Origin of the sequence: Streptomyces sp. NPDC058279 (assembly GCF_042881255.1) — a bacterium.
Taxonomy (GTDB): Bacteria; Actinomycetota; Actinomycetes; order Streptomycetales; family Streptomycetaceae; genus Streptomyces.
Window position 1 is genome coordinate 720,414 of sequence record NZ_JBHVYA010000001.1, and the last position, 25,564, is coordinate 745,977.

Below are 25,564 nucleotides of genomic sequence, written 5' to 3' on the forward strand. Positions count from 1 at the left end.
CGCCGTGGGACGGCGGTGGGGAGACGGGAGTCAGCGGGTCGGCCGGAGGCGCGCCCACCCGGCAGATCCATTCTCCCGTCCCTCCGCGGTGATCGCCACGCAGGCGGTTGGGCCGCGCTCAGCCTTGCCCCGGGGCGTCGATCTCGGCGATCAGGCCCTCGACGAGACCCTTGATCTCGTCGCGGATGGGGCGGACGGCCGCCACGCCCTGGCCGGCCGGGTCCTCCAGCCGCCAGTCGAGGTACGTCTTGCCGAGGAAGTACGGGCAGGCGTCGCCGCAACCCATGGTGATGATGTAGTCGGACGCCTGCGCGGCCTCGGGGGTGAGGACCTTGGGCTTCTGGTCGGAGATGTCGATGCCCAGCTCGGCCATCGCGGCGACGGCGGACGGGTTGATCCGCTCTCCGGGCAGGGAGCCGGCGGAGCGGACCTCGACCCGGTCCCCCGCGAGGTGACGCAGGAAGCCGGCCGCCATCTGGGAACGGCCCGCGTTGTGGACGCAGACGAACAACACGGACGCGAGCGGGGTGGAGGGCATCGATTCTTCCTTCATCGGGCCCGGACTGTTGTCTGCCCTGGCTGATGTGAAAATATCAGTCCATGATGACGTCAGTCGACACTGACCTGCTCCGGGTGCTGGCCGACCCGCTCAGGCTCCGGGTCGTGACCCTGCTGGCCAGGGAAACGCTCTGCACCACGCATCTGGTCGAGGAGACCGGCGCGCGCCAGACGAACCTCTCCAACCACCTGAGAGTGCTGCGGGAGGCCGGCGTCGTGGAGACGGAGCCGTGTGGACGGTTCACCTACTACCGTCTGCGCCCCGATGTCATCGAGGCGCTCGCCGGTCGGTTCGCCGACCTCGCGTCCACCGCCCGCCGCACCGCCGAAGCGAACGTCAAGCAGTCCTGCCCATGACCCCGCAGCACCCGTGGGTGCTCGTCCCGCCCGCCCGAGGAGAAGAACCTGCCGTGACCGCCACCGACCCCGTCGGCACCGCCCCCGCGGTGGAGTCGTTCCCAGCCGCCGAGGCGCCGCGGCCCGCCCCCGGCGCGACCCCGCCGCGCACCCCCCTGATCTCCCGCGCCGCCGCCGAACTGGTCGGCACCGCGGCCCTCGTGACGATCGTCGTCGGCTCGGGCATCCAGGCCACGCGGCTCACCGATGACGTGGCCCTGCGCTTGCCGGCCAACTCCACCGCCACGGTCTTCGGGCTCGGCGTCCTCATCGCCCTCCTGGGCCCGGTGTCGGGCGCGCACTTCAACCCGGCCGTCACCGTGGCCGAGTGGTGGACGGCCCGCCGCGGCGGCGCCGGCGTCAACGCCCGGGAGTTGGCCGTGTACGTGCCCGCGCAGATCGTCGGCGCGATAGCGGGGGCGGTCCTGGCGGACGCCATGTTCGGTGAGCCGCTGGTCAGGTGGTCGCGGCACGACCGCTCCGCCGGACACCTGCTGCTGGCCGAGGTCGTCGCCACCGCGGGCCTGATCATGCTGATCTTCGGCCTGGCCCGGACCGACCGGCTGCGCTTCGCGCCCGTCGCGGTCGCCTCGTACATCGGCGCCGCCTACTGGTTCACCTCCTCCACCTCCTTCGCCAACCCGGCGGTGACGATCGGCCGCGCCTTCACCGACACCTTCGCCGGCATCGCCCCCGGCTCGGTGCCCGGCTTCATCGGCATGCAGGCGGTGGGCGTCGTCGTGGGCCTGGCCCTCGTCGCGGTCATCTTCGCGCGCGGTGACGCGCCGGCGGTTCAGGCCGTCCGGGTCGCGCCCGACAGCAGTGCGCCCATGGCCGCGAGCACGGAGGGCTCCACCCGGTAGTACACCCAGGTCCCGCGCCGCTCGGAGGTCAGCAGACCGGCTTCCTTCAGCTTCTTCAGGTGGTGGGAGACGGTCGGCTGCGAGACGCCGACATCGGAGATGTCGCACACGCACGCCTCGCCGCCCTCGTGGGAGGCGACGGAGGAGAACAGGCGCAGACGGACGGGGTCCCCCAGGGCCTTGAACATCGAGCTGTCCCACCCCGAGAAGGACGTCTACCTCGTCGGCATGAAGTCCTACGGCCGCGCCCCCACCTTCCTCGCCATGACCGGCTACGAGCAGGTCCGCTCCATCGCCGCCCACCTCGCCGGCGACCACGAAGCCGCCGCACGCGTCGAACTCACCCTCCCCGAGACCGGGGTCTGCGGCGGCGCGGGCCTCTTCGATCAGCCGGAGGCCGCCGAGGAGACCGGCGGCGCCGGTTGCTGCGCCACCCCGGCCACCCTCGCCATCGGCTCCACCGCCACCGTCTCCGGCGGCTGCTGACCGGGTCGGTCGACCAGCGCGTACAGGCCGGACACCACGGCGCCCCGCCGCCGCTTGGCCTCGACGGTCGTCATGCCCGCGTGCAAGCCCGTCGTGCCATGGGCGTAGGCGTCCTGGATGGGCAGGTAGTACATGAGGTTGAAGTACAGGTGGGGAGCGGGATGGTGCCGGTCGACGGCGACCGCGCGGATCCACGTCGTGGTCCCGTAGTGGTAGTACAGGCAGAACCCGATCATCCGCTGCCCGTCGTGGGCGCTCACCACCCGAGCCTCGCTGCCCATCGCGGCCGCCTGCCGCTTCAGCAGCCCGGTCATCGCGTCGATCCCGTCCCGGTCGTGCCCGTGACCCTGCTGATGTCCGGCCAGCAGCACCCCGGCGTCCTCGAAGCAGTCTTCGAGCAGTCGGTGGCGCACGTCGAGCCCGACGGCGGCGAAGGCGCGGCGTTCGCGGCGTATGCCGACCCGGCGCCGCGAGGGCAGGGAGGCGATGTAATCGTCGATCCCCGCGCCGGGAAGGGGGATGAGGGCGTCGTCCTCCAGGTGGAGGGGGCGTTCCGGGTAGAGGGGGGCGAGCCGGGTCGCGGCCGGTGCGGTGAGGTAGGGCCACCAGTGCGTGGTGTGGTGTCCGGTGGCGAACTCGCGCGCCGCGTCCCGTAGGAGGGCGAGGCAGGCCATGGTGCCCGGGGCACCGTCCGCACGGTCAACGACACCATCACCCTCACGGCGGCGTCCGCACGGCTGTACCACCTGCCGCTCGCGGAAGCCATCGGCCACAACCCGGTCGCACAGGCCCTGCTCGACGAACGCCCGGTAACCCTGGGCGCGGCAGCCGACCTGTCCCACCGGCTCACCGGCATCCACGGGCTGGAGCCCGAACGCAGGACGCCGCACGCCCCGCCCACCGGCAGGGCCGGCTTCCCCGACCGGGACGAGGCGATGAGGACCCTGCGCGAAGCCGCCGACGGAGCCGACCACGTCACCCTCCGCTACGCGGCCCGCGCCCTCGGCCTCCCCTGGACCCGCATCCCGACCCTCCGCGCCACCCTCGCCCCGACCACCCTCGCCCCGACCGCCGGAGCCCCGTCCACCCCGCTCCTCCGCCTCGGCTGACCGCCCCGCCCCCGGTCCCGCCCCCCGTCCCGGTCCCGGCACACCCTCCCGTGTGCCGGGACCGGTGCGCAGCGGTTCTCAACGGCGGACGCGGGGCATGCCGAGGCCGATCCAGGAGATGATCTCGCGCTGGATCTCGTTGTTGCCGCCGCCGAAGGTGAAGATCACGGCGCTGCGGTAGCCGCGTTCGAGTTCGCCGTGCAGGACCGCGCCGGCAGAGCCGTCCTTGAGGGAGCCGGCCGCGCCGACCACCTCCATCAGCCAGGCGTAGGCGTCGCGGCGGGCCTCCGAGCCGTAGACCTTGACGGCGGAGGCGTCCTGGGGGGTGAGGGTGCCGGATTGGACGGCGTTCACCATCTGCCAGTTGAGGAGCTTCATCGCGTCGAGCCGGGCATGGGTGCGGGCGAGTCGGCCGCGGACCCAGGAGAGGTCGATGACCCGTCGGCCGTCGGCGAGTTCGGTCTCCGCCGCCCAGCGTTGGACGTCGTGCAGGGCCCGGATGGCCATGGTGCCGTGGGCGGCGAGAGTGACGCGCTCGTGGTTGAGCTGGTTGGTGATCAGGCGCCAACCGTGGTTCTCCCGGCCGACGCGTCGGCTCGCGGGGACCCGGATGTCCTCGTAGTAGCTCGCGGTGGTGTCGTGCGAGGCGAGCGTGTTGATCAGGGTGCACGAGTAGCCGGGGTCGGAGGTCGGCACGAGGAGCATGCTGATCCCCTTGTGCGCGGGGGCGTCGGGGTCGGTGCGGACCGCGAGCCAGACCCAGTCGGCGGTGTCGCCGTTGGTGGTCCAGATCTTCTGGCCGTTGACCACGTAGGTACCGGTCTCCTCGTCGCCCTCCCGCACCGCCTTGCAGGTGAGCGCGGCGAGGTCGGTGCCGGCGTCGGGCTCGCTGTAACCGATGGCGAAGTCGATCTCGCCCGAGAGGATACGGGGCAGGAAGTACGCCTTCTGCTCGTCCGTGCCGAACTGCATGAGGGTCGGGCCGACGGTGTTCAGCGCCATCAGCGGGAGCGGTACGACGGCCTGCGCGGCCTCGTCGAAGAAGATGAACTGGTCCATCGGCGACATCCCGCGCCCGCCGTACTCCTGGGGCCAGCCGACCCCGAGCCAGCCGTCGGCCCCGAGCCGGCGGATGGTCTCGCGGTAGAAGCGCTTCTGGGCGGCGGGGTCCTGGTAGCGGGCGTAGACGTCCTGCGGGACCAACTCGGCGAAGTACGCGCGCAGTTCGCCGCGCAACCGCTCCTGCTCAGGCGTGTATTCGAGGTGCACGGCCCCTCCGGGTCTCTCGCGGTCCGTCCGTCGGCGGTCGGTTCGTCGGCGGGGGCAGAGTAGAACCTGTTACAAGAATCCGGAAGGGCGGCGGACTGGGCTCCCGGCATGGACACGCGAAACGCGGCCCTCGCCCAGGTCGGCGATGTCGTCGCCCAGTGCTCGCCCACCTTTCCACGGCCGGCTCGACGCGGCCGCCCCGCAGGAGCCGGCCGGGTGTGGCTCGGGTTCAGTCGAGAGCGGTGATCATGGCCGCGGCCGTGGCCGCCATGGCGGTGCGGGCGGCCGTGAGGTAGGGGCGGGGGTCGGCCGGGGTGAGATGGGCACGGATCGCCCCGGTCATGGCCACGTTCAACGCGGTGCCGATGTTGACCTTGCGGATGCCCCCCGCGACGGCCGCCGCGAGTTCGGCGTCCGGGAGCCCCGAGGAGCCGTGGAGGACGAGCGGCACCTCCACCGCCTTCGCCAGGCGGGCCAGGAGCCCGTGGTCCAGCGACGCCGTCCGGCTGGTCATGGCGTGGCTGCTGCCGATGGCGACGGCCAACGCGTCCACCCCCGAGTCGGCCACGAACCGCCTCGCCTCGTCCGGATCGGTACGGGCGCCCGGCGCATGCGGATCCAACGGGGCGGCGCCGGCCTTGCCGCCGACCTCGCCGAGCTCCGCCTCGATCCACAGGCCGTTGGCGTGCGCCCAGTCGGCGGCGGAACGGGTGGCCTCCAGGTTCTCGGCGTACGGCAGGTGGGCGGCGTCGTACATCACCGACCCGAAGCCCGCGTCGACGGCCTGCCTCAGCAGCTCGGAGCTCTTGACGTGGTCGAGGTGCAGTCCGACGGACACCCCCGCGGCCTCGGCGCACGCGGAGGCCGCCCGCGCGATGGGGAGCAGCCGCCCGGACCTGAACTTCACCGCGTTCTCGCTGAGTTGCAAGATGACCGGCAGGCCGACCCGCTCCGCGCCCTCGATGACCGCCTCGGCGTGCTCCAGCGTGATGATGTTGAAGGCGGCGACGGCGCGGCCGGCGGCGGCCGCCTCCGCCACCAGCGCGCCCGCCGGTACGAGGCTCATCGGACCGCCTCCTCGCCCGCCGTCAGGATCACGGAGCGGGTCAGGTGTCGCGGCGCGTCCGGGTCGAGTTCGCGGTGGCCGGCGACGGCGAGGGCCAGCCGGTGGACCCGGACCAGCTCGGCGAGCGGGTCGAGCCGCCCGGCCACCCACGTGGCGCCGGTCGCCCGGACTTGCTCCGCGAGCCCCTCGGGGGTCTCGCCCAGGGACCAGGTGACGGTTCCCGGCCCGGTGACGCTGATCGGTCCGTGCCGGTATTCCATCGCCGGGTAGGACTCGGCCCAGGAGAGCGAGGCCTCGCGCATCTTGAGCGCGGCCTCGTTAGCCAGGCCGACGCTCCAGCCGCGTCCGAGGAAGGTGAACTGCCCTCGGGTTTCCAGCCCTTCGGGGAGCGGTTCGGCGAGCGCGGTGCGGCCGTCCGCGACGGCGGCGGCCCCGTGCGCCCCGACGTGCGCGCGCAGCAGGGTCAGGGCCGTGGTGGCGAACCGGGTCTGTACGACGGACCGCTCGTCGGCGAAGTCCAGTACGACGAGTTCGTCCGCGAGGGTCATGACGGGCGTGTCCGGGTCGCCGATGACGGCGGTGGTCGCCACGCCGGCGTCCCGCAGGCCGGCCAGCAGGTCGAGCACCTCGGTGGTGGTCCCGGACCGGGTCAGCGCCACGACCCGGTCGTAGCGCCGGTGGCGGGGGAACTCCGAGGCGGGGAAGGCGTCGGTCTCGCCCTGTCCGGCCTCCTCGCGCAAGGCGGCGGCCGCCTGCGCCATGTAGAACGACGTCCCGCATCCGACGATCGCGGCGCGCTCCCCCGGTCGGGGCAGCACCGCCCGCCGCGCTGGGGCCAGTTCGGCGGCCCGCTCCCAGCAGGCGGGTTGCGTGGCCAACTCATGCGCGACGTGACTCATACGGGCTCCCTGGAGCAGTGGTGCGACGGATGCGTTTTCTTGCACGGTATCGGGCTGTTTCACGCAACTTCAAGCATGTGCCGCTCGAACGTCTGGGTTAATCTCAAGCGGTGGGCCGACGGGCGGGCCGGGAAAGTGGGAGTGGGGTCATGACCCGCAAGGAACGCTGGCAGAGACTGCTGGATCTGCTGGTCGAGCGGGACGGGCTGGAGGTGGAGCCGGCCGCCGAGCTGCTCGGCGTGTCCGCCGCGACCATCCGGCGCGATCTCGACCAGTTGGCCGAGCAGCAGATGCTGGTCCGCACGCGCGGCGGTGCCGTACCGCACGGGGTCTCCTACGAGCTTCCGCTGCGCTACCGCACCTCCCGCCGGGCCGCCGAAAAGGGCAGGATCAGTGGGGCGGTGGCCGCCCTGATCGCCCCCGGCGAGGTGATCGGCCTGACGGGCGGGACGACGACCACCGAAGTCGCCCGGGCCCTCGCCGCCCGTCCGGACCTCGCCACCGGCTCGCCCGGCTCTCCCGCCCTGACCGTGGTCACCAACGCCCTCAACATCGCGGGCGAGTTGGTGATCCGGCCACAGTTCAAGATCGTCCTGACGGGCGGGGTGGCCCGGCCGCAGTCGTACGAACTGACCGGCCCGCTGGCGCAGCAGGTGTTGGGGCAGCTCAGCATGGACACCGCCGTCGTGGGTGTCGACGCCTTCGACCCGGCGGACGGCGCGGCCACCCGGCACGAGGACGAGGCCGCGATGAATCGCCTGCTGTGCGAACGCGCCCGCCGGGTGGTGATCGCGGCCGACTCCAGCAAGTTGGGGGTGCGCGCCTTCGCCCGGATCTGCGCGACCGACGCCGTGGACGTCCTGGTGACGGACACCGGCCTGCCGGAGGCGGTCGCTGACGCCTTCACGAAGGCGGGGGTCGAGGTGCGCAGGGTCTGAGGCGGCGCCGGGGCCCGGCCGCGCGAGCGCGCGGCCCCCGATGCGACCGGCCCCTGGGCAAGGGGCCGTCCGCCACCGGGCCGGCCGTACGGAGCCGATGGGCCGGGGACGGCGTGACCGCCGGCGGCGGCCGGTACCGGAGCGGGGGCACCCCGGCAGAGCGGCTCGTCCTGGACGGCTCCGGCCGACCGGTCCAGCGGTGACACGGACGCCCGGTGGGGATGGAGACGCCGGCCCGCACCGCGAGCACAGGGCGGGGAGCCGGCGCGGCCACCGCTGAGCGCCGCTGCCCGACCGGTCCGTTCCGTAGCGCGAACGGTCGAGGGGGCGGGTAGGCCCCGCGGCCAGGCGAGTGGTCGGAGCCGACCCGTCGTGACAGGGCGTCGGCCGGGGCAGTCGTCATGGCTCCACCGGGCGCCGCCGGGCGGCCGGAGTGCGGCGCCTGGGGCTTCGCCACGGGGCCTCAGTGCGCCGGGACGCGTTCCGCCTCGCGGGCCAGGGCGGCCAGGACCGGGGCGATCAGCGGGTGGGTCTCCGCGCCCCGGCGGGTCGCCGCGAAGACGCGTCGGGTGGCGGCCGGGCCGGAAACTGGGCGGACCTGGACCTCCTTCAGGTCCATGCCGCGCAGCGCGGAGCGCGGGACCAGGGCGACGCCGGCGCCCGCGCCCACCAAGGCGGTCACGGCGCGGAAATCGTCGGAGGAATGCGCGAAGCGGGGCTGGAAACCGGCCAGTTCGCAGGCCAGCAGCGTCACGTCGTGGCACGGGTTGCCGGGGTACTGGCCCACCCAGTCCGAGTCGGCCAGTTCCGCGAGCGACACCGACGGGAGCCCGGCCAGGGGGTGCCCCACGGGCAGGACCGCGTCGAAGGGTTCGGCGTACAGCGGGAGGACGGACAGTCGGCCGTCGTCCGCGCCGGGGGCGCCGCGGTACTCCACGGCCAGGGCCAGGTCCGCTTCGCCGTCCAGCAGCAGCGGCAGGCTCTGGTCGCCCTCCGCGTCGCGGACCCGCAACCGGATGCCCGGGTGGTCCACGGCCAGCCGGACGATGGCCGGCGCGAGCACCTCGGCGATGCCGGTGGCGAAGGCGGCCACCGTGACCTCGCCGGCCGAGCCGCCCGCGTAGGCGGCGAGTTCGGCTTCCGCCCGCTCCAGTTGGGCCAGCACCTCGTGGGTGTGGCCGAGCAGGATCTCCCCGGCGGCGGTGAGGCGCACCCCCCGGCCGCTGCGGGTCAGCAGGGCGTGCCCGGTCTCCTGCTCCAGCGCCGCGAGCTGCTGGGAGACGGCGGAGGGGGTCAGGTAGAGGGCCGCGGCCGCGGCGGTCACCGTACGGTGGTCCGCCACGGCCCGCAGGACGCGCAGCCGGCGGGGGTCGATCACCCGGCCATTGTCGCAGGCCGCGCCCCTCCGAAACCCCCGGGAGGCCCGAGGCCTCTGCGCGACCCCGGGCGCGGGCGGCTCCGGTCCCGACGTCGCGGGACGGACGTCTCCGCGACGGGCCGGCGCGGGTGGTCGAGGTCAGGGCCCCGGGCATCGGGTGGGCCCGGCCCGGGCAGGCTCACGCCCGGCCGGCGCCAAGCGCGTCGGAGCGCGGGAGCAGGCCCGGGAGCCCGGGGCCGGCCGACCCGCGGGCGGCCAGCACCGGGCGCGGGTGGCCGCAGGCCAAAGGCGCCCGCCGCAGGCGGTGGGCCGGCCTGCGGAGGTTCGCACCGCCCAGACCGCACCGGGCAGTCCGGCGCGGCCCAGCCCCCGGGCCCGGTCGCGGGCGAGCTGTTCCGGGTGGGGCCGCCCGGCGGGGGATTCCGTGGGGCGGTACCGGGCCCGTGTGATCAAGGCCGGCGGCGCCCCGGGCGCCGCCGGTCTCAGGCCCCGGCGGTCGTGAGGGCGGCGCGGGCGTCGACGAAGGCGGCCACCGCGCGCTCGACGTCCGCCGTGGAGTGGGCGGCCGACAGCTGGACGCGGATGCGGGCCGCGCCCATCGGCACCACCGGGTAGGAGAAGCCGATCACGTACACGCCGCGCTCCAGCAGGAGCTCCGCCATGCGCGCCGCCTCCGCCGCGTCGCCGATCATCACGGGGGCGATGGCGTGGTCACCGGGCAGGATCTCGAACCCGGCCGCGCTCATCTTCGTACGGAACAGCTCGGTGTTGGCGGCGAGCTGTTCACGCAGGTCGCCCGCGGACTCCAGCAGGTCCAGGACCTTGAGGGAGGCGGCCGCGATGACCGGGGCGAGGGAGTTGGAGAAGAGGTACGGGCGCGAGCGCTGGCGCAGCAGCTCGACGATCTCGGCGCGGGCGGCGACGTAGCCGCCGGAGGCGCCGCCGAGGGCCTTGCCGAGCGTGCCGGTGATGATGTCGACGCGGTCCATGACCCCGTGCAGTTCCGGGGTGCCGCGCCCGCCGGGGCCGACGAAGCCGACGGCGTGCGAGTCGTCCACCATGACCATGGCGTCGTAGCGCTCGGCGAGGTCGCAGATCTCGGCGAGCGGGGCGACGTAGCCGTCCATCGAGAACACGCCGTCGGTGACGATCAGGCGGCGGCGGGCGTCCTGGGTGTCCTTGAGCCGGGTCTCCAGCTCCGCCAGGTCGCGGTTCGCGTAGCGGTAGCGGCGGGCCTTGGACAGGCGGATGCCGTCGATGATCGAGGCGTGGTTGAGGGCGTCGGAGATCACCGCGTCCTCGGCGCCGAGCAGGGTTTCGAAGACGCCGCCGTTGGCGTCGAAGCAGGAGGAGTAGAGGATCGTGTCCTCCTGCCCGAGGAACGCCGAGAGCCGGGCCTCCAGCTCCTTGTGCACCTCCTGGGTGCCACAGATGAAGCGGACCGAGGCCATGCCGTAGCCCCAGCGGTCCAGCGCGTCCTTGGCGGCGGCGACCACCTCGGGGTGGTCGGCGAGCCCGAGGTAGTTGTTGGCGCAGAAGTTCAGGACCTCTCCGGCGGAGCCGCCGGAGGTGACGGCGACGGACGCGCTCTGCGGGGTGCCGATGACGCGCTCGGGCTTGTGCAGGCCGGCGGACCGGATCTCGTCGAGGGTGGTGCGCAGGTCGGCGCGGACGGTCTCGAACATGGGGCGGTGCTCTCTTTCTCCTGGTCGGCGGAGGGAGGGGGGCCGGGCCCCGCAAGGGGGGTGGGTGCGGGACCCGGCCGGAGGGGGATGGCACGGGGGCCGGGCATGGGCCGCGGCGGGGCCCCGGGGAAGTCGGGACGGCGGTGGGGCCACCCCGACTTCCCCGGGCGGCGGTCAGGCCGTCCAGTCCAGGATGATCTTGCCGCTGCGCGCGGTCGCCGCCTCGTCGAAGGCGGCCTGGAAGTCGGTGTGGGAGTAGCGGCCGGTGATGACCGGGCTGAGGTCCAGCCCGCCCTCCAGCAGCACCGTCATCGCGTACCAGGTCTCGAACATCTCGCGGCCGTAGATGCCCTTGATGGTGATCATCGAGGTGACGACCTTCGCCCAGTCGACGGGGAACTCCTGCGCGGGCAGGCCCAGCATCGCGATCCGGCCGCCGTGCGTCATGTTGTCGATCATGTCGCGCATGGCCTCGGGGCGGCCCGACATCTCCAGGCCGACGTCGAAGCCCTCACGCAGCCCGAGCTGCGCCTGCGCGTCGGCGATCGTCGCCTCCCGCACGTCCAGCGCGAGCGTGGCACCGGCCTTGCGGGCGATGTCGAGGCGCTCGGGGCTGACGTCGGTGATGACGACGCTGCGCGCGCCGGCGTGCCGGGCCACGGCGGCCGCCATGATGCCGATCGGACCGGCGCCGGTGATCAGCACGTCCTCGCCGACCAGCGGGAACGACAGCGCGGTGTGCACGGCGTTGCCGAACGGGTCGAAGATGGCCGCCACGTCCAGGTCCACGGCGGTCCGGTGCACCCACACGTTCTGCGCGGGCAGCACCACGTACTCGGCGAACGCGCCGTCCCGCCCGACCCCGAGGCCGACGGTGCTGCGGCACAGGTGCCGACGCCCGGCGAGGCAGTTGCGGCACTTGCCGCACACCAGGTGGCCCTCGCCGCTGACCAGCGCGCCGACCTCGATGTCCCGGACGTCGGCGCCGAGGGCCGCGACCTCGCCGACGAACTCGTGGCCCAACACCAGCGGCGTCTTGACGGCGCCCTGCGCCCAGCCGTCCCAGGCCCGGATGTGCAGGTCGGTCCCGCAGATACCGGTCCGCAGCACCTTGATCAGCACGTCGCCGGGGCCGTACTCGGGCTCGGGGACGTCCATGAGCCACAGCCCGGGTTCGGCCTTGTGCTTGACGAGTGCCTTCATGCGGTGGCTCCAGGCATGCGAGGGGTGCCGTCGCGGGCGTGCGGGCCCGTGCGGTTTCTGAGGATGACGGGACCAATCTGCCGAGCGGCCCGGTGATCGGTCCATCGAGACTTTCTTAAGCGGGTCGACAGCGCAGCTTCACGCCTATGCTCCTCACGTGACGGGGCAGGGCCGGCCGGGACCGGGCCGGGAGCAGGGGAACGGGGAGGTGGGGGGCGTGCCGAGTCTGCGCAGCAGGGCGCTGTCGGTCGCGCTGATCGCGACGGGGCGGCGAAGACGGTTCGCGAGCGCCGAGGCGGTGCGCGCGCTGGTGGCGCAGACCGCCCGGCGGCCGGCGTCGCATCTGCCGCCCCGCTCGCTGGGCCGGGTCGCGGAGGTCTCGCGGGCCTTCGTCGGGGCGTGGCCGGTGTACGACATCTCGCCGCGCGGGGTCGAGGCGGTGGCGCAGGTGCTCTACGTGCACGGCGGCGCGTACATCAACGAGTTGGTCCGGCCGCACTGGACGATGATCCGCACCCTGGTCGAGCGGGCCCGGGCCCGCGTCGTCGTACCGGCCTACATCCTGGCCCCGCGCGGGACCGCCGACCGGACCGTTCCGGTCGCCGCCGATCTGCTGAGCGGCCTCATCGAGAGCGGCGGGGCGGGCGGGACGGTCCTGATCGGGGACTCCGCCGGGGCCGGTCTGGCGTTGGCCGCCGCACAGCGGTTGCGGGACCGCACCGGGGCGCAGCCGTCCCGGATCGTGTTGATCTCGCCGTGGCTGGACGTGACGATGAGCCATTCCGCGCAGCCGCGCATCGAGCGGTCGGACCCGCTGCTGGCACGGCCCGGGTTGGCCGAGGCCGGGCGGCTCTACGCGGGCACCCTGGCCGCCGACGACCCCCGGGTGAGCCCGCTGCACGGGTCCTTCGAGGGATTGGCGCCGTTGACGGTGTTCACGGGGACCCGGGACGTGCTGACCACCGACAGCCGGGAGCTGGTGCGGCGGGCCCGGGCGGCCGGTGTGGAGGTGGAGTTCCACGAGGCGGCGGGGCTGCCGCACGGTTACCCGTTGCTGCCCGTGCCGGAGGGTCGGGCGGCCCGTGACCGGATCGTGGACCTGGTCAGGGCCGCCGCGGAGCTGTGACGGGCGTCGGGGTGTTCGAGGTGTCCCCGGTGTGACGTACGGGCGGCACGGGCGGCACGGGCGGCACGGGCGGCGCCGGGTGACCGGCCGCACGCTCAGGCCAGGCAGGTCATCAGGGAGCTGACGGGCCGGGCCCGGTAGGCCGCCCAGAACGCCTCGTCACGTTCCGCGTCGGGCGGCGGGGTGCGTACGGGCTGCCAGCCGGCCGTGGCGAAGCCCGCCTCGACCGCCGCTTCACAGAAGTCGGCGTGGGTCCAGGCGCGGAACTCGAAGTGCGCGTCCGGCCGGTTGACGAACTGGGCCCGGACGAGCGGGGCCTCGTCGTGCGGTTCGCGGTCCAGGACGCGTACGCCGTACGGGGCCCAGTCCGGGCAGGGGAACGCCCCCGGGTTCGGCACGATGGCCAGCAGCCGGCCCCCGGGCCGCAGGTTGGCCCGTACGGACCGGAACAGGGCGTGCAGCCCCTCCCGGTCGGGGGCCCGGTTGAAGAGGTAGACGGCGGTCGCCAGGTCGAAGGGGCCCAGCTGGGGCATTCCGGCGGCGTCGGCGACGACGTACTCGATCCGCGCGTCGTGGTGGGTCTCGCGCGCCCGGCGGATGCGGTCGGGGCAGTCGTCGACGCCCACGGTGCGCCGGGCGCCACCGCTCGCGAGCAGTCTGGCGGTGTCGCCGTGCCCGCAGGGCAAATCGAGGGCGTCGAGCCCGCGGACCCCGCCGAGCGCGTCCAGCGCGGTCCGCAGGGTGAGGGCGTCGGCTTCCGAGAAGGCGGGCGGGGGCTTCGACGTGTCGTACTGCTGTCGCATGCCGAGACCCTCCCCGGTCGCGGCCCGGCGGACAGCCGTCGGACGCGGACCGTCCCCCGCACGGGGGAGGCGTTCGGGTCAGTGGGCGCGGCGGACGGGGCCCGCGCGGCGGTGCGGGGCCACCGTACCGGGCGCATCCTGGCTGTGTGACGGCGAGACCCGACAGCGGCAGCCCGGCCACCGACGCCTTGGTCCGGGTGCTGGCACGGGCCGCCATGGCCGCCGTGGAGGCCGTCGGCGGCTACGCGGGCGGGGTCTACCTGCGTTCGCGTGCGGACGGGCTGCTGCGGCTGGCCGCGCTGGACGGGCTCCCGGGCCGGCTGTTCCGGCCCTGGTGGCGGATGCACGTGAACCGGCCCTACCCGGTCGCGGAGGCGTACCGCGCGGGGCAGGCGGTGCACCTGCCCGACGCCGAGTCGGCGATGCGGCGCTTCCCGCAGCTGACGGCCGGGCTGCCGTTCACGTTCGGGTCGCTGTACGAGCCCGTCACGGCCGGGGACGAGCGGTTCGGGGTGCTGATGGTGTTGCGCCCGGCGACCCCGGGCGTCGCAGTCGGTCCCGCGGATCGGGAGCGGATGCGGAACATCGCCGCCCGGCTGGCGGCCGAGTTGGCGGCGCTCACCGCGGGCGGCGAGCCGGTGGTGTGGGAGGGCGACCCGTTCTGCCCGCCGCCGACCGTTCCCCGGGTCGGCGCGGAGACGGCCGTGGACCGCCTGACGCAGGCCGTGCTGTCGATGGACCGGCAGGGCAGGATCCGTTACGCGAACGCCGCCGCCGTGGCCCTGTTCGCCGCCGAGGAGCGGCAACCGCTCGGTGAGGTCTTGTGGGAGGCGCTGCCCTGGCTCGGTCATCCGGCGTACGAGGACCACTTCCGGGCGGTGTTCATGGCCCCCGACCCGGTGTACTTCATGGCCCGGCAAGGACACCCGCCGTCCGGGACGTGGCTGTCGATCGGCCTGCACCCGGGGCCGGACGGGGTGACGGTGACGATGGGGGCCGCCGGGTCGGACCCGTACCCCTCGGGTCGGGACGCCGGTTCCGACGGCGACGGGTCCTCCGCCCTGTACCGGCCGGTGGCGTTGGCGATCGCGCTGACGGAGGCCGTGACCGCCCGGCAGGTGTCGGCGGTGGTCACCGAGGAGTTGCTGCCGGCCTTCGGCGGTCGTCAATTGGCGATCTACCTGCTCGATGAACGCCATCTGCACCTGGCGTGGGAGACGGGTTTCCCCCGGGGTTTCCTGGACCGCTTCGACGGAGTGGGCCTGGACGTGCGGTTGCCCGGCGTGGAGACCCTGACGTCGGGCCGTCCACTGTTCTTCGAGTCGATGGAGCACCTGGCCGCGGCCTATCCGGGTATCCCCCTGGACACCCACGTCGGGGCCCGCGCGTTCCTGCCGCTGATCGCCTCGGGCCGCCCGGTGGGCTCGTGCATCCTGGGCTTCGACACGCCGCGCGGCTTCAGCGCGGAGGAGCGTACGGTCCTCACCGCGCTCGCCGGGCTCATCGCGCAGGCCCTGGAGCGGGCCCGGCGCTACGACAGCGAGGCGGCCCTGGCCCGCGGGCTCCAGTCGGCGCTGCTGCCGCACCGGCTGCCCGTGCGCGACCACGTGGTCACGGTGGGCCGGTACCTGCCCGGGACGGTCGGCATGGACGTGGGCGGCGACTGGTACGACGTCACGGAGACGGGCCCGGACACGCTGGCGCTGGTCATCGGCGACGTCCAGGGCCACGGGGTGGCGGCCGCGGCCACGATGGGGCAGTTGCGCAGCGCGGTACGGGCCTTCGCGCTGGGCGGCAACACACCGGAGCAGGTGGTGAGCGGCACCAACCGGCTGCTGATCGACCTGGACCCCGGCCAGTTCGCCAGTTGCTGTTACGTCGAGCTCGAACGGACGACGGGACGGGCCCGGGCCGTCCGCGCCGGCCACCCGCAGCCACTGCTGCGCCATCCCGGCGGCCGCACGGAGGTGCTGAACCTGCCGGGCGGGGTGGTGCTCGGCGTCGCCGCGGACGCCTCCTACCCGGTGACGGAGTTCGTGCTGGAGCCGGGCGCGCTGCTCGCCCTGTACACGGACGGACTGGTGGAGCGGCCGGGCGCCGACATCGACGCCGGGGTGGAACGGCTGCGGTCCGCGTTGGCCGCCGCCCCACCCGTCCCGCTGGCCGAGACCGCCGACCGGCTGGCGGGCGGGGCCGAGGCCACCGCGGACCGGCCGGACGACATCGCCCTGCTGCTGGCGTGGCGCACCGGACCGACCGGCTGAGGCCCGCGCCGGTCACAGTAGGGGCCCCGCTCGGCAAAGCGGAGGAAAATTCGCGCTGATCTACGTGCGGTTTGCGTACCCACGTGCGGGCAGTGTTTACGCCCTCTTGACGCCGGAAACGGGTTACCGGCGGTCCGCGGACAAGGGAATCCGCACATGAACAGCTCTTGACCTGCGGATCTCGCGGAGATTGCATGACGGCTCGGGAGCCACCGGAACACCTTGCTCACCACCGCCCCGGAGGCGATACCGCTCCCGCGCTCACTCCCCCGCATCTGCCGATCGGAACCCCGCACTGATGACTGACACGATCAGCGCCCCGCAGGCCCTCGCCCCCGCGACCGCGCCCGTCCCCCAAAAGCTCAAGCGCTCCATCGGTGTGGTCGGCGGAACGCTGCTCACGCTCTCGTGCGTGACGCCCGCCTCGACGCTCTTCGTGGTCGTTCCCGACCTGTTCGCCGGCCTCGGGACCTGGACCGCCCTCACCATCGCCATCGGTTCGCTGCTCTGTATCGGCGTGGCGTTCTGCTACTCGGAGCTGGGCACGCTCATCCCCAGCGCCGGTGGTGAGTACGCGATGGTGTCGACCATGGCGGGCAAGCTCGCGGGCTGGCTGGTCTTCGTGCTCTCGCTGCTGGTCGTGATGATCGTGCCGCCCGTGATCGCCATGGGCACGGCCGACTACCTGGCCCCGGTCGTCCACATACCCGCCCCGGTCGCCGGCGGCGCGGTGATGCTGCTCGCGACCCTCGCCGGCCTGCTCGACCTGCGGGCCAACGCCTGGATCACCGGCATCTTCCTGGTGCTGGAGGTCGTGGCGGCCGCGCTGGTCGCCGTACTCGGCTTCGCCCACAGCGAGCGGGGCGCCGACGCGCTGGTGCACGGCTCGGTGGCCGCCGAGGGCGGCGGCACGTCGACCGTGACGGCGATGATGGTGGTCTCCGGCCTCGCGATCGCGCTGTTCGTCACCCAGGGCTTCTCGACGGCCGTCTACCTGTCGGAGGAGCTGGAGAAGCCGCGGCGCAACGTCCCGCGGACCGTGCTCGCCACCCTCGCGATCTCCACGGCCGTGATCCTGGTCCCGGTCATCGCCATCACCGTGGGCGCCCCCGACCTCGACGCGCTGAGCGCGGGGGACCTCGGCGCGATGGTCACCGCCTGGTCGAACTCGGCCGTCGGCACCTTCGTGAGCCTGTGTGTCGCCCTCGCCATCATCAACGCGGGCATCGTCATGGTCATCCAGAACTCCCGCGTGCTGTTCGCCTCCGCCCGCGACAAGGCGTGGCCGGAGCCGGTCAACAACGCGCTGGCCAAGCTCGGCCGCTTCGGCTCGCCGTGGGTGGCGACCCTGCTGGTGGGCCTGCCGGGCGCCGCGATGTGCTTCGTCAACCTGGACACGCTGTACGGGGTCACCGGCGTCTCGGTGACCGGCATGTACCTGCTGGTCGCGGTGGCCGCGCTGTTCTGCCGCCGTGGCGCGCACCGCGAGAAGGCCGCCTGGCGGATGCCGCTGTGGCCGGTCGTGCCGGTGCTGCTGATCGCCGTGTTCGCGTACATCCTCACGCAGCAGGAGACGCGCTACCTGCTGTGGACGGGCGGGATCACCGCCGTGGCCACCCTGTACTGGGCCCTGTACCTGCGGCCGCGCCAGGACAGCCGCTGGCTGGTCAGCATCCCGGAGGACGCCGAGGGTGAGGACGACGCCGAGCCGGAGGCCCTGGTCGCCACCGCGTAGGTCCGCGGAGCGCGGGGCCCGCGCCGGGCGGAGCGGCCGATCGGCAGCGCCGGTGCCGGGGAAACCCGGCACCGGCGCTGGCGTGTCAGTCCCGGGGCGGGCCCCAGCCGAGCAGGAGCGCGGTGCTCACCAGCCCGATGTGGCTGAACGCCTGCGGGAAGTTGCCGAGTTGGCGTCCGGCGACCGGGTCGTACTCCTCGGCGAGCAGGCCCACGTCGTTGCGGACGTCCAGCAGCCGTTCGAACAGCTCGCGGGCCTCCTTGCCGCGGTCCGTCAGGTGCAGGGCGTCGGCCAGCCAGAAGGAGCAGGCCAGGAAGACGCCCTCGTCGCCGGGCAGTCCGTCGACGGAGGGCCCCTCGGTGCTGTAGCGGCGCACGAACCCGCTGCCGCCGAGTTCCTCGCGCACCGCGTCGACGGTGCCGATCACGCGCGGGTCGTCGGGGGGCAGGAAGCCGACCCTGGGGATGAGCAGGGTGGCGGCGTCCAGTTCGCGCGAGCCGTAGTACTGGGTGAAGGTGTTGCGCTCGGGGTCGTAGCCGTTCGCGCAGACGTCGGCGTGGACCTCGTCCCTTATGGCCCGGAAGCGTGCCACGTCGCCCGGCATGGAGGGGTCGTGCTCCAACGTCCTGACGGCGCGGTCGGCGGCGACCCAGGCCATCACCTTGGAGTGGGTGAAGTGGCGGCGCGGGCCGCGCACTTCCCAGAGCCCTTCGTCGGGCCGCCGCCAGTTGCGCTCCAGGAAGTCGAGGAGCGCGAGCTGGATCCTCCAGGCGTGCCGTTCGGTGGGCAGCCCGCCGGCCCGCGCCAGATAGAGGGCGTCCATCACCTCCCCGTACACGTCGAGCTGGAGCTGGTCCACGGCCGCGTTGCCGATGCGCACCGGGGCGGAGTCGGCATAGCCGCGCAGCCAGGGCAGGTCGGTCTCGGGAATCCTGCGTTCGCCGGCGATCCCGTACATGATCTGGAGGTCGGCGGGGTCACCGGCCACCGCGCGCAGCAGCCAGGCCCGCCAGTCGCGGGCCTCCTCGTGGTAGCCGGTGGCGAGCAGGGAGCCCAGGGTGAGGGTGGCGTCGCGGAGCCAGCAGTAGCGGTAGTCCCAGTTGCGTACGCCTCCGAGCTCCTCGGGCAGGGAGGTCGTGGCGGCCGCGACGATGCCTCCGGTGGGGGCGTAGGTCAGGGCTTTGAGGGTGATCAGGGAGCGGACGACGGCTTCGCGGTAGGGGCCCACGTAGGCGCACCGGGCGGCCCAGTCGTGCCAGTCGGCGAGGCTCTGTTCGAGCGCCTCGTCCGGGTCGAGGGGGTCGGGTCGGGGCTGATGGGAGGGGTGCCAGGTCAGGACGAAGGCGACCTTCTCGCCGGCGGTGACGGTGAACTCGGAGCGGGTGCTGTTGTCCTCGCCCCAGGTGCGGACGGGCGGCTCGCTGCGGAACCACGCGGAGTCGGGTCCGGCGATGGCGACGCGGTCGCCGTCGCGCCGCCGGACCCAGGGCACGATGTCGCCGTAGTCGAACCGCAGGCGCAGGGTGCTGCGTACGGTGACGGTGCCGGACAGCCCTTCGACGATCCGCATGACGTCGGGCATGACGTCGCGTTGCGGCATGAAGTCGGTGACCTTGATCGTGCCGTCCTCGGTTTCCCAGACGGACTCCAGGATGAGCGAGTCGTCGACGTAGGCGCGGCGCGTGCACCCGTCGTCGTCGGCGGCGCCGGCCGGGGCGATGCGCCAGTGGCCGTTCTCCTCGTCGCCCAGGAGTCGGGCGAAGCAGGCGGCCGAGTCGAAGCGGGGCAGGCACAGCCAGTCGATGGACCCGTCTCGGCCGACCAGTGCACTGGTCATCAGATCGCCGATGAGTGCGTAGTCTTCGATGGGTTGTGTCATTGCTGCGCTCTTCCCGCGAACGGCGGGGGCCAATCAGTTCCGCACGAGGAGCAGGGCGGCCCCGATGACCACGCCGAGGGCGACGGCGAGCAGGCGGTGGGCCGGGCGGGGCGTCCGCAACGCCGGGACGGGCAGCAGCCGGTCGGCGGCGTACCGGCCGGGGCCGGTGAGGGCGAGGGTCGCGGCGCCGGCGGTCAGCAGCAGTTCGTATTCGATGCCCTTGGGGGCGAAGAACGATCCGGCGCCGTGTACGGCGATGGCGTTGATCATGGTGCCGACGACTGCGGCGCCGGCGAGCGGGGTGAGCAGCCCGGCGGCGAGACCGAGGCCGCCGAGGGTCTCGGTGAGTCCGGCGAGGGCGGCCATGGCGTCGCCGGCCGGGTAGCCGCTCGCGGTGAAGAACCGGCCGGTGCCGCTGATGCCGCCGCCGTCGAACCAGCCGAACAGCTTCTGGGTGCCGTGGGCGGCCATGGTGAGGCCGAGGACCAGGCGCAGGAGCAGCAGGCCGGTGTCGTGGACGGTGGTCGGGGTCGCGTGGGCGGTGGAGGCGGGGGTGGAGGCGGCCGGTGCGGCGGCCGGAGCCTGCGTCGTGGCGGCGGAGGCGCTGGTCATGGGGGGATCCTTCCGGTCGGGCGGCGGTTCGCCGGTTGTTCAAATTCGAACCGAGGGTCCCGACCCTAAGGCATTGATTCAAATTGGAACAACACGTGTAGGCTGGTGTCATGGCTGCAACCAACTGGCTGGACGACCGCGAGATGCGCGCCTGGAACGGCTTCCTCGCCGCATCCGCCCTGGTGAACCGCCGCCTCGACCAGCAGCTCAAAGAGGACGCCGGGCTCTCGCACCCCCAGTACGAGATACTCGTCCGCCTCGCCGCGGCGCCCGATCGGGAACTGCGGATGACCGAACTGGCCAACGGTCTGCTCAACTCCAAGAGCGGGCTGACCTACCAGATCACCCAGATGGAGAAGGCGGGACTGGTCCGCCGGCGAAGCTGCCCCTCCGATGTGCGCGGCGTCTTCGCCGTCCTCACCGAGGCCGGCCTCGCCCGACTGGAGGAGGCGGCGCCCGGGCACGTGGCGACCGTCCGCGAGATCCTCGTCGACGTCCTGACCCCCGAACAGCTCGACGCGCTGGCGGCCGGCCTCGGTGAGGTCGGCCGCCGGCTGAGGGAACAGGGCGCCTGAGGCGCCGCCGGCCCGGGCCCCGTGCCCGCCGCCCGAGCCGCCGTGGGCCGCTACTTGGGCATCAGGACGGTGTCGACGATGTAGACCTTGGCGTTCGCCGTCGAGACGTTGCCGCAGACCACGTCGGACGTGCCGTTGACCTTGTAGGACCCGCCGGAGCCCGCCGTGGTGAGCGTGCCCTTCTCCAGGGTTTCGAAGGAACCGGACTCCAACTGCGCCGGCGTCAGCTCCTGACCGACCACGTGGTACGTGAGGATCTTCGTCAGGGTGGCCTTGTCGGCGAGGACCTTGTCCAGGTCGGCCTTCGGGATCTTCGCGAAGGCGTCATCGGTCGGCGCGAACACCGTGATGCCCTTCGCGTTGTTGAGCGTGTCCACCAGCCCGGCCTTCTTGACTGCCGCGACGAGCGTGGACAGCGCCGGATTGTTCGAGGCGGCGGTGGCCACCGGGTCCTTGGCCATCCCGTCGAAGCTGCCGGCGCCCTGTCGGGGCACCCCGGCGCAGGCCGGACCGAACGGAGCGTCCGTCGACGTGGCGGGCGAGGCGGCGCCGGCGGCGGGATCGGCCGGCCCGGAGGCGGCGCTGCCGTAGCCCGCCTCCCCGCCGGAGTCGGAGGAACAGGCGGCGAGGGCGAAGGGCAGCACGGCCGCGGCGGCGACGGCGAGGGCCGTACGGCGGAAACGAAGACTGTTCACGAGGGTTCTCCTTGGTCGTGACGGGCCGTGCGACGACGGTCCGGATGAGGGGTGGAAGGGTCAGCCGACGCTGACGACGACCGAGTGCCGGCCGCTCGCCCCGTCGGGGATGGTGGGGGTGCGTTCCTCGGTCTGGGTGGTCCCGGACCGGTCGGTGGCGCGGACGGTGAGGGTGTGTCCGCCGGGGGCTGCCTGCCAGCGGTAGGACCACTGCCGCCAGGTGTCGGCGGTGGCCTCGGCCGCGAGGTCGGCCGGCTCCCACGGGCCGTCGTCGACGCGTACCTCGACCCGGTCGACACCCCGGTGCTGCGCCCAGGCCACCCCGGCGACCATGACGGCGCCGGGCGCGGGCCGGGCGAACGGCTTGGGGGTGTCGATGCGCGCCTGCGTCTTGACGGGTGCCTCGCGGGCCCACTTCCGGCGGACCCAGTACGGGTCGTAGGCGGCGAAGGTGGTCAGTTCGATGTCCTCGATCCACTTGCAGCCCGAGACGTATCCGTACAGTCCCGGCACGAGCATCCGGACCGGGAACCCGTGGGCGAGGGGCAGGGGTTCGCCGTTCATCCCGAGGGCGAGCATGGCGTCACGGCCGTCCATGACGGCCTCGACGGGGGTGCCGAGGGTCATGCCGTCCACCGAGCGCGCCACGAGCTGGTCGGCCGGACCGCCCTTGGACGGGGGCCGTACGCCCGCCTCGCGCAGCAGGTCGGCCAGGGGTAGGCCGAGCCAGCGGGCGGTGCCGACGTACGGGCCCCCGATCTCGTTGGACACGCAGGTCAAGGTGATGTCGCGCTCGATGAGCCGGCGGCCGAGCAGGTCGGCGTAGGTGTAGGTGCGGGGCCGCGTGACGCCCTTGCCGTGAACCCGCAGCCGCCAGCCGTCGGTGGTGACCGCGGGTACCACCAGGGCGGTGTCGACGCGGTAGAAGTCCGCCGTCGGCGTGGTGAACGGGCTGATGCCGGGGATGCGCGGGGACGCGCCGCGCGGGACGGCCGGGGCGCGCGAGGCGGGCGCGGGCAGGCGTACGGCGGCCCGGGAGGCGGCGGCGTCCCGGCCCCGCGAGGAGTTCAGCAGGCGGCCGAGGGTTCCGGCGGCCGTGGCGGCGACGGCCGCGCCGCCGGCCGTCAGCAGGAACCGCCGGCGGTCGGGACCGGCGCCGGTCCCCGCGCCCGCGGCTCCGGCGGGCCGGCCGCTGAGCGCGGACAACAGCGCCGCCCCGGCGAGGGCGCCCACCAGGGACGGCAGGACGTCGGCGGGGCCGCCGGAGTCGGGGCGGGTGACGGCGGCGGCCCCGCCGACGACACCGAGCAGCAGGACCCCGAGGGAAGCGGAGCGACGGTGGCGCAGGGCGAGGAGGCCGAGCGCGACGGCCGTCAGCATGAGGACGGCGAGGATGCCGAGCCGCAGGACGAGTTTGTCGTCGGCGCCGAAGTGCCGGATCGCCCAGTCCTTGAGCGCGGCCGGCGTACGGTCGACGGCCGCCCCGCCGACCGCGGTCACCGGGCCGGCCTCGGGCCGTACGGCGGCCGAGGCCAGTTCGGCGACGGCCAGGGCGGCGTAGCCCGACAACAGGCCGCTCGACGCCGCGCGGGCGGAGCGGACGACGGTGGCTCGGTGGATCCTCACGCCGGGTCTTCGGCGCCGCCGGGCCGCCGGATTGCCCCGTCGCCCGAAGAACATCCACGGCCCGAACCGGACCCCGCCCGCAGGGCGTCCCGCCCGCCGAAGTGGGACGCTGGAAGTGGCTGTCCCCGCCCCGGAGCCCGGCTCGCCCCACCGGGTCGGCGCCGCCCTGTGGGGTGTCGTCCCCCGGACCGGGCCGCCTACCGTCAGCATGGGCAGACACGCGCACCACTCCAGCCGCACCGGGAGAACCTCGTGAAGATGCTGATCAACAGTGCCGAGACCGTCGTCGCCGACGCGCTGCGCGGGCTGGCCGCCGCGCACCCCGACCTGGACGTCGACGTCGAGCGCAGGGTCGTCGTACGGCGGGACGCCAAGACCGGCGGACGGGTCGGGCTGGTGTCCGGGGGCGGCTCCGGGCACGAGCCGTTGCACGCCGGGTTCGTGGGCCCGGGCATGCTGTCGGCCGCCTGCCCCGGAGAGGTGTTCACGTCGCCGGTGCCCGACCAGATGGTGCGGGCCGCCGCCGCGGTCGACTCGGGGCAGGGCGTCCTGTTCGTCGTCAAGAACTACACCGGGGACGTGCTGAACTTCGAGATGGCCGCGGACCTCGCGGGCGAGGACGGCGTACGGATCGAACAGGTACTGGTCAACGACGACGTCGCCGTCACCGACAGCCTCTACACCGCCGGACGGCGCGGCACCGGCGCGACCCTGTTCGTGGAGAAGATCGCCGGGGCGGCCGCCGAGGAGGGCGCGCCGCTGGAGCAGGTCGCGGCGCTCGCCCGCCGGGTCAACGAGTCCTCGCGGAGCTTCGGTGTCGCGTTGAGCGCCGTGACCACGCCCGCGAAGGGCAGTCCCACCTTCGACCTGCCCGTCGGCGAGCTCGAACTGGGCATCGGGATCCACGGCGAGCCCGGCCGGGAGCGGCGCGCGATGATGACGGCGCGGGAGATCGCCGACGTGGCGGTGGGCGCCGTACTCGACGACCTGGCGCAGGTGGGTCCCGCCGACGGGCCGGTGATCGCGCTGGTCAACGGGATGGGCGGGACCCCGCTGCTGGAGCTGTACGGGTTCCACGCGGAAGTCGCCCGGGTGCTGTCCGAGCGGGGGGTGCCGATCGCCCGGACGCTCGTCGGAAACTACGTCACCTCCCTGGACATGGCGGGCTGTTCGGTGTCCCTGTGCCGGGCCGACGAGGAACTGCTGCGCCTGTGGGACGCCCCGGTCCGGACCGCCGCCCTGCGGTGGGGGCGATGAGCGGCCGTCAGGTGACCGCTCCGGGCCGCCGTCAAAGCCCCGCCGGCGCGCCCGCGGATCGTATGGTGGCGGTACGGGACCGGTCGGGCGGACGTGAGGCGAGGAGATCCGGTGCGTGACACAGACTTCTTCCGGCGCTGGATGGACACCGCCACGGCGGCCGTCGAACGCGAGGCGGACCGGTTGACCGAACTCGACTCCCCCATCGGTGACGCCGACCACGGCAGCAACCTGTTGCGCGGCTTCATGGCCGTGCGGGCGTCCCTCGCCTCCGGCGAACCGGCCGTGACCTCCCCGGGCGAGGTGCTCCAGTTGGCCGGACGGACCCTGATCTCCACGGTGGGCGGGGCGTCCGGACCGCTGTACGGGACGCTGCTGCGCCGGGCGGGCAAGGAACTCGGCGACGCCCCCGCGGTCTCCGACGACGCGCTGCGCGAGGCGCTGTACGCCGGTGTGGGCGCGGTGGCGCAGCTCGGCGGCGCGGCGCCGGGCGACAAGACGATGCTGGACGCGCTGGTGCCGGGGGTGGCCGCGCTGGGCACCTCCTACCGCGCGGCGGCCGACGCGGCGGAGGAGGGAGCGCGGGCCACCGTGCCGCTCCAGGCGCGTAAGGGCCGGGCCAGCTACCTGGGCGAGCGCAGCATCGGGCACCAGGACCCGGGCGCGACCTCGTCGGCGCTGCTGCTGAACGCCTTGGCCGAGGTCGCGGAGGACGGGGCGTGAGCGCGCCGCGGGCCGATGTCGGCATCGTGCTGGTCTCGCACAGCGCCGAGGTCGCGCGCTCGGTGGCCGGCCTCGCCCGGGGCCTGGCCGGGGGCGCGCCGGCCGTGCGCATCGCCGTCGCGGGCGGGACCGGGGACGGCGGGCTCGGCACCAGCGCGGAGCTGATCGTGGCCGGCGCACGGGAGGTGGATCAGGGCGCGGGCGTGGCGATCCTGGCGGACCTGGGCAGTTCGGTGCTCACGGTCAAGTCGCTGTTGGTGGACGGTGAGTTGCCGGACGGCTGCCGGTTGGTCGACGCCCCGTTCCTGGAGGGGGCGGTGGCGGCGGTGGTGGCCGTCTCCGCCGGCGCCCCGGTGGACGCGGTGGAGGCCGCGGCCGGCGAGGCGTACGCGTACCGCAAGAGCTGACCGGGCCGGCCC

Annotated in this window: 25 protein-coding genes and 1 pseudogene; 12 read left to right on the forward strand and 14 right to left on the reverse strand. The window is 73.8% G+C overall.

Annotated features, from left to right (window positions below):
* Window positions 1-118 precede the first annotated feature (118 nt).
* On the reverse strand, window positions 119-538 hold the full coding sequence (locus ACFVXJ_RS03480; protein ID WP_389657860.1) for an arsenate reductase ArsC: 420 nt from the start codon (window positions 536-538) through the stop codon (window positions 119-121).
* 62 nt (window positions 539-600) lie between these two features.
* Here ACFVXJ_RS03480 and ACFVXJ_RS03485 point away from each other — a divergent pair, with 62 nt between their 5' ends.
* Both ACFVXJ_RS03485 and ACFVXJ_RS03490 read left to right on the forward strand, forming a co-directional pair.
* The gene (locus ACFVXJ_RS03485) at window positions 601-915 is read left to right on the forward strand and encodes an ArsR/SmtB family transcription factor (protein WP_389657863.1); all 315 of its coding nucleotides are present in this window, start codon (window positions 601-603) and stop codon (window positions 913-915) included.
* A gap of 53 nt (window positions 916-968) precedes the next feature.
* Window positions 969-1,817, forward strand: a complete 849-nt coding sequence (locus ACFVXJ_RS03490) for an aquaporin (RefSeq protein ID WP_389657866.1) — start codon at window positions 969-971, stop codon at window positions 1,815-1,817.
* Here ACFVXJ_RS03490 and ACFVXJ_RS03495 read toward each other — a convergent pair.
* The gene (locus ACFVXJ_RS03495) at window positions 1,748-2,005 is read right to left on the reverse strand and encodes an ArsR/SmtB family transcription factor (protein WP_389657869.1); all 258 of its coding nucleotides are present in this window, start codon (window positions 2,003-2,005) and stop codon (window positions 1,748-1,750) included. The genes ACFVXJ_RS03490 and ACFVXJ_RS03495 overlap by 70 nt on opposite strands.
* A 1-nt stretch (window position 2,006) precedes the next feature.
* On the opposite strand from ACFVXJ_RS03495, the pseudogene ACFVXJ_RS03500 reads away from it, so the two are divergent.
* Window positions 2,007-2,303: pseudogene (locus ACFVXJ_RS03500) on the forward strand (flavoprotein); the annotation flags it as partial.
* Here ACFVXJ_RS03500 and ACFVXJ_RS03505 read toward each other — a convergent pair.
* A complete protein-coding gene (locus tag ACFVXJ_RS03505) occupies window positions 2,204-3,193 on the reverse strand; it encodes a GNAT family N-acetyltransferase (protein ID WP_389657872.1) in 990 nt (329 codons plus the stop codon). The pseudogene ACFVXJ_RS03500 and the gene ACFVXJ_RS03505 sit on opposite strands and share 100 nt — an antisense overlap.
* 45 nt (window positions 3,194-3,238) lie before the next feature.
* Between ACFVXJ_RS03505 and ACFVXJ_RS03510 the strand changes: the two genes are divergently transcribed.
* Complete coding sequence (locus ACFVXJ_RS03510) at window positions 3,239-3,412, forward strand: hypothetical protein (RefSeq protein ID WP_389657875.1); 174 nt, start codon at window positions 3,239-3,241, stop codon at window positions 3,410-3,412.
* Window positions 3,413-3,490: 78 nt separating this feature from the next.
* Here the strand turns inward: ACFVXJ_RS03510 and ACFVXJ_RS03515 are convergent, their stop codons facing one another.
* The 3 genes from ACFVXJ_RS03515 to ACFVXJ_RS03525 all read right to left on the reverse strand — a co-directional run bounded on the left by ACFVXJ_RS03515 (window position 3,491) and on the right by ACFVXJ_RS03525 (window position 6,646).
* Window positions 3,491-4,681, reverse strand: coding sequence for an acyl-CoA dehydrogenase family protein (locus ACFVXJ_RS03515; RefSeq protein WP_389657879.1), 1,191 nt, complete (start codon window positions 4,679-4,681; stop codon window positions 3,491-3,493).
* Window positions 4,682-4,910: 229 nt separating this feature from the next.
* Window positions 4,911-5,747 (reverse strand): class II fructose-bisphosphate aldolase, encoded by an 837-nt coding sequence (locus ACFVXJ_RS03520; protein ID WP_389657882.1) that lies wholly within the window; start codon window positions 5,745-5,747, stop codon window positions 4,911-4,913.
* Window positions 5,744-6,646, reverse strand: a complete 903-nt coding sequence (locus ACFVXJ_RS03525; protein ID WP_389657885.1) for an SIS domain-containing protein — start codon at window positions 6,644-6,646, stop codon at window positions 5,744-5,746. The genes ACFVXJ_RS03520 and ACFVXJ_RS03525 overlap by 4 nt, the downstream gene beginning before the upstream one ends.
* A 149-nt stretch (window positions 6,647-6,795) precedes the next feature.
* Between ACFVXJ_RS03525 and ACFVXJ_RS03530 the strand changes: the two genes are divergently transcribed.
* Window positions 6,796-7,584, forward strand: coding sequence for a DeoR/GlpR family DNA-binding transcription regulator (locus ACFVXJ_RS03530; protein ID WP_389657888.1), 789 nt, complete (start codon window positions 6,796-6,798; stop codon window positions 7,582-7,584).
* 463 nt (window positions 7,585-8,047) lie between these two features.
* Here the strand turns inward: ACFVXJ_RS03530 and ACFVXJ_RS03535 are convergent, their stop codons facing one another.
* From ACFVXJ_RS03535 to tdh, 3 genes are all read right to left on the reverse strand, one after another.
* Entirely contained in the window at window positions 8,048-8,962 is a 915-nt protein-coding gene (locus ACFVXJ_RS03535) for a LysR substrate-binding domain-containing protein (protein ID WP_389657892.1), read from the reverse strand.
* A 482-nt stretch (window positions 8,963-9,444) separates the two neighbouring features.
* Window positions 9,445-10,647, reverse strand: a complete 1,203-nt coding sequence (locus tag ACFVXJ_RS03540) for a glycine C-acetyltransferase (RefSeq protein WP_389657895.1) — start codon at window positions 10,645-10,647, stop codon at window positions 9,445-9,447.
* 174 nt (window positions 10,648-10,821) lie between these two features.
* Window positions 10,822-11,850: an L-threonine 3-dehydrogenase gene (gene tdh, locus ACFVXJ_RS03545; RefSeq protein ID WP_361312071.1), complete on the reverse strand. Its 1,029-nt coding sequence runs from the start codon at window positions 11,848-11,850 to the stop codon at window positions 10,822-10,824.
* A 217-nt stretch (window positions 11,851-12,067) separates the two neighbouring features.
* On the opposite strand from tdh, the gene ACFVXJ_RS03550 reads away from it, so the two are divergent.
* Window positions 12,068-12,976, forward strand: coding sequence for an alpha/beta hydrolase fold domain-containing protein (locus tag ACFVXJ_RS03550; RefSeq protein ID WP_389657898.1), 909 nt, complete (start codon window positions 12,068-12,070; stop codon window positions 12,974-12,976).
* A gap of 95 nt (window positions 12,977-13,071) precedes the next feature.
* Here ACFVXJ_RS03550 and ACFVXJ_RS03555 read toward each other — a convergent pair whose 3' ends face one another.
* On the reverse strand, window positions 13,072-13,779 hold the full coding sequence (locus ACFVXJ_RS03555) for a class I SAM-dependent methyltransferase (RefSeq protein ID WP_389657901.1): 708 nt from the start codon (window positions 13,777-13,779) through the stop codon (window positions 13,072-13,074).
* A 215-nt stretch (window positions 13,780-13,994) separates the two neighbouring features.
* On the opposite strand from ACFVXJ_RS03555, the gene ACFVXJ_RS03560 reads away from it, so the two are divergent.
* Entirely contained in the window at window positions 13,995-16,043 is a 2,049-nt protein-coding gene (locus tag ACFVXJ_RS03560; RefSeq protein WP_389658613.1) for a SpoIIE family protein phosphatase, read from the forward strand.
* Between the two features lie 298 nt (window positions 16,044-16,341).
* Entirely contained in the window at window positions 16,342-17,778 is a 1,437-nt protein-coding gene (locus ACFVXJ_RS03565; protein WP_389657904.1) for an APC family permease, read from the forward strand.
* 85 nt (window positions 17,779-17,863) lie between these two features.
* Here ACFVXJ_RS03565 and ACFVXJ_RS03570 read toward each other — a convergent pair whose 3' ends face one another.
* Together ACFVXJ_RS03570 and ACFVXJ_RS03575 are read right to left on the reverse strand one after the other, a co-directional pair.
* Window positions 17,864-19,657, reverse strand: a complete 1,794-nt coding sequence (locus tag ACFVXJ_RS03570) for a glycoside hydrolase family 15 protein (RefSeq protein WP_389657907.1) — start codon at window positions 19,655-19,657, stop codon at window positions 17,864-17,866.
* A 33-nt stretch (window positions 19,658-19,690) separates the two neighbouring features.
* Window positions 19,691-20,269, reverse strand: coding sequence for a DoxX family protein (locus ACFVXJ_RS03575; protein ID WP_389657910.1), 579 nt, complete (start codon window positions 20,267-20,269; stop codon window positions 19,691-19,693).
* 110 nt (window positions 20,270-20,379) lie between these two features.
* Here ACFVXJ_RS03575 and ACFVXJ_RS03580 point away from each other — a divergent pair, with 110 nt between their 5' ends.
* Window positions 20,380-20,844 (forward strand): MarR family winged helix-turn-helix transcriptional regulator, encoded by a 465-nt coding sequence (locus ACFVXJ_RS03580; RefSeq protein ID WP_389657913.1) that lies wholly within the window; start codon window positions 20,380-20,382, stop codon window positions 20,842-20,844.
* A 50-nt stretch (window positions 20,845-20,894) separates the two neighbouring features.
* Here ACFVXJ_RS03580 and ACFVXJ_RS03585 read toward each other — a convergent pair whose 3' ends face one another.
* On the reverse strand, window positions 20,895-21,539 hold the full coding sequence (locus tag ACFVXJ_RS03585) for a fasciclin domain-containing protein (RefSeq protein ID WP_389657916.1): 645 nt from the start codon (window positions 21,537-21,539) through the stop codon (window positions 20,895-20,897).
* Window positions 21,540-21,599: 60 nt separating this feature from the next.
* Complete coding sequence (locus ACFVXJ_RS03590; RefSeq protein WP_389657919.1) at window positions 21,600-23,219, reverse strand: molybdopterin-dependent oxidoreductase; 1,620 nt, start codon at window positions 23,217-23,219, stop codon at window positions 21,600-21,602.
* A gap of 204 nt (window positions 23,220-23,423) precedes the next feature.
* Here ACFVXJ_RS03590 and dhaK point away from each other — a divergent pair, with 204 nt between their 5' ends.
* The 3 genes from dhaK to ACFVXJ_RS03605 all read left to right on the forward strand — a co-directional run bounded on the left by dhaK (window position 23,424) and on the right by ACFVXJ_RS03605 (window position 25,552).
* Window positions 23,424-24,422: a dihydroxyacetone kinase subunit DhaK gene (dhaK, locus tag ACFVXJ_RS03595; RefSeq protein ID WP_389657922.1), complete on the forward strand. Its 999-nt coding sequence runs from the start codon at window positions 23,424-23,426 to the stop codon at window positions 24,420-24,422.
* A gap of 111 nt (window positions 24,423-24,533) precedes the next feature.
* Entirely contained in the window at window positions 24,534-25,145 is a 612-nt protein-coding gene (gene dhaL / locus ACFVXJ_RS03600; RefSeq protein WP_389657925.1) for a dihydroxyacetone kinase subunit DhaL, read from the forward strand.
* Entirely contained in the window at window positions 25,142-25,552 is a 411-nt protein-coding gene (locus ACFVXJ_RS03605) for a PTS-dependent dihydroxyacetone kinase phosphotransferase subunit DhaM (RefSeq protein WP_389657928.1), read from the forward strand. The genes dhaL and ACFVXJ_RS03605 overlap by 4 nt, the downstream gene beginning before the upstream one ends.
* Window positions 25,553-25,564: the final 12 nt, after the last annotated feature.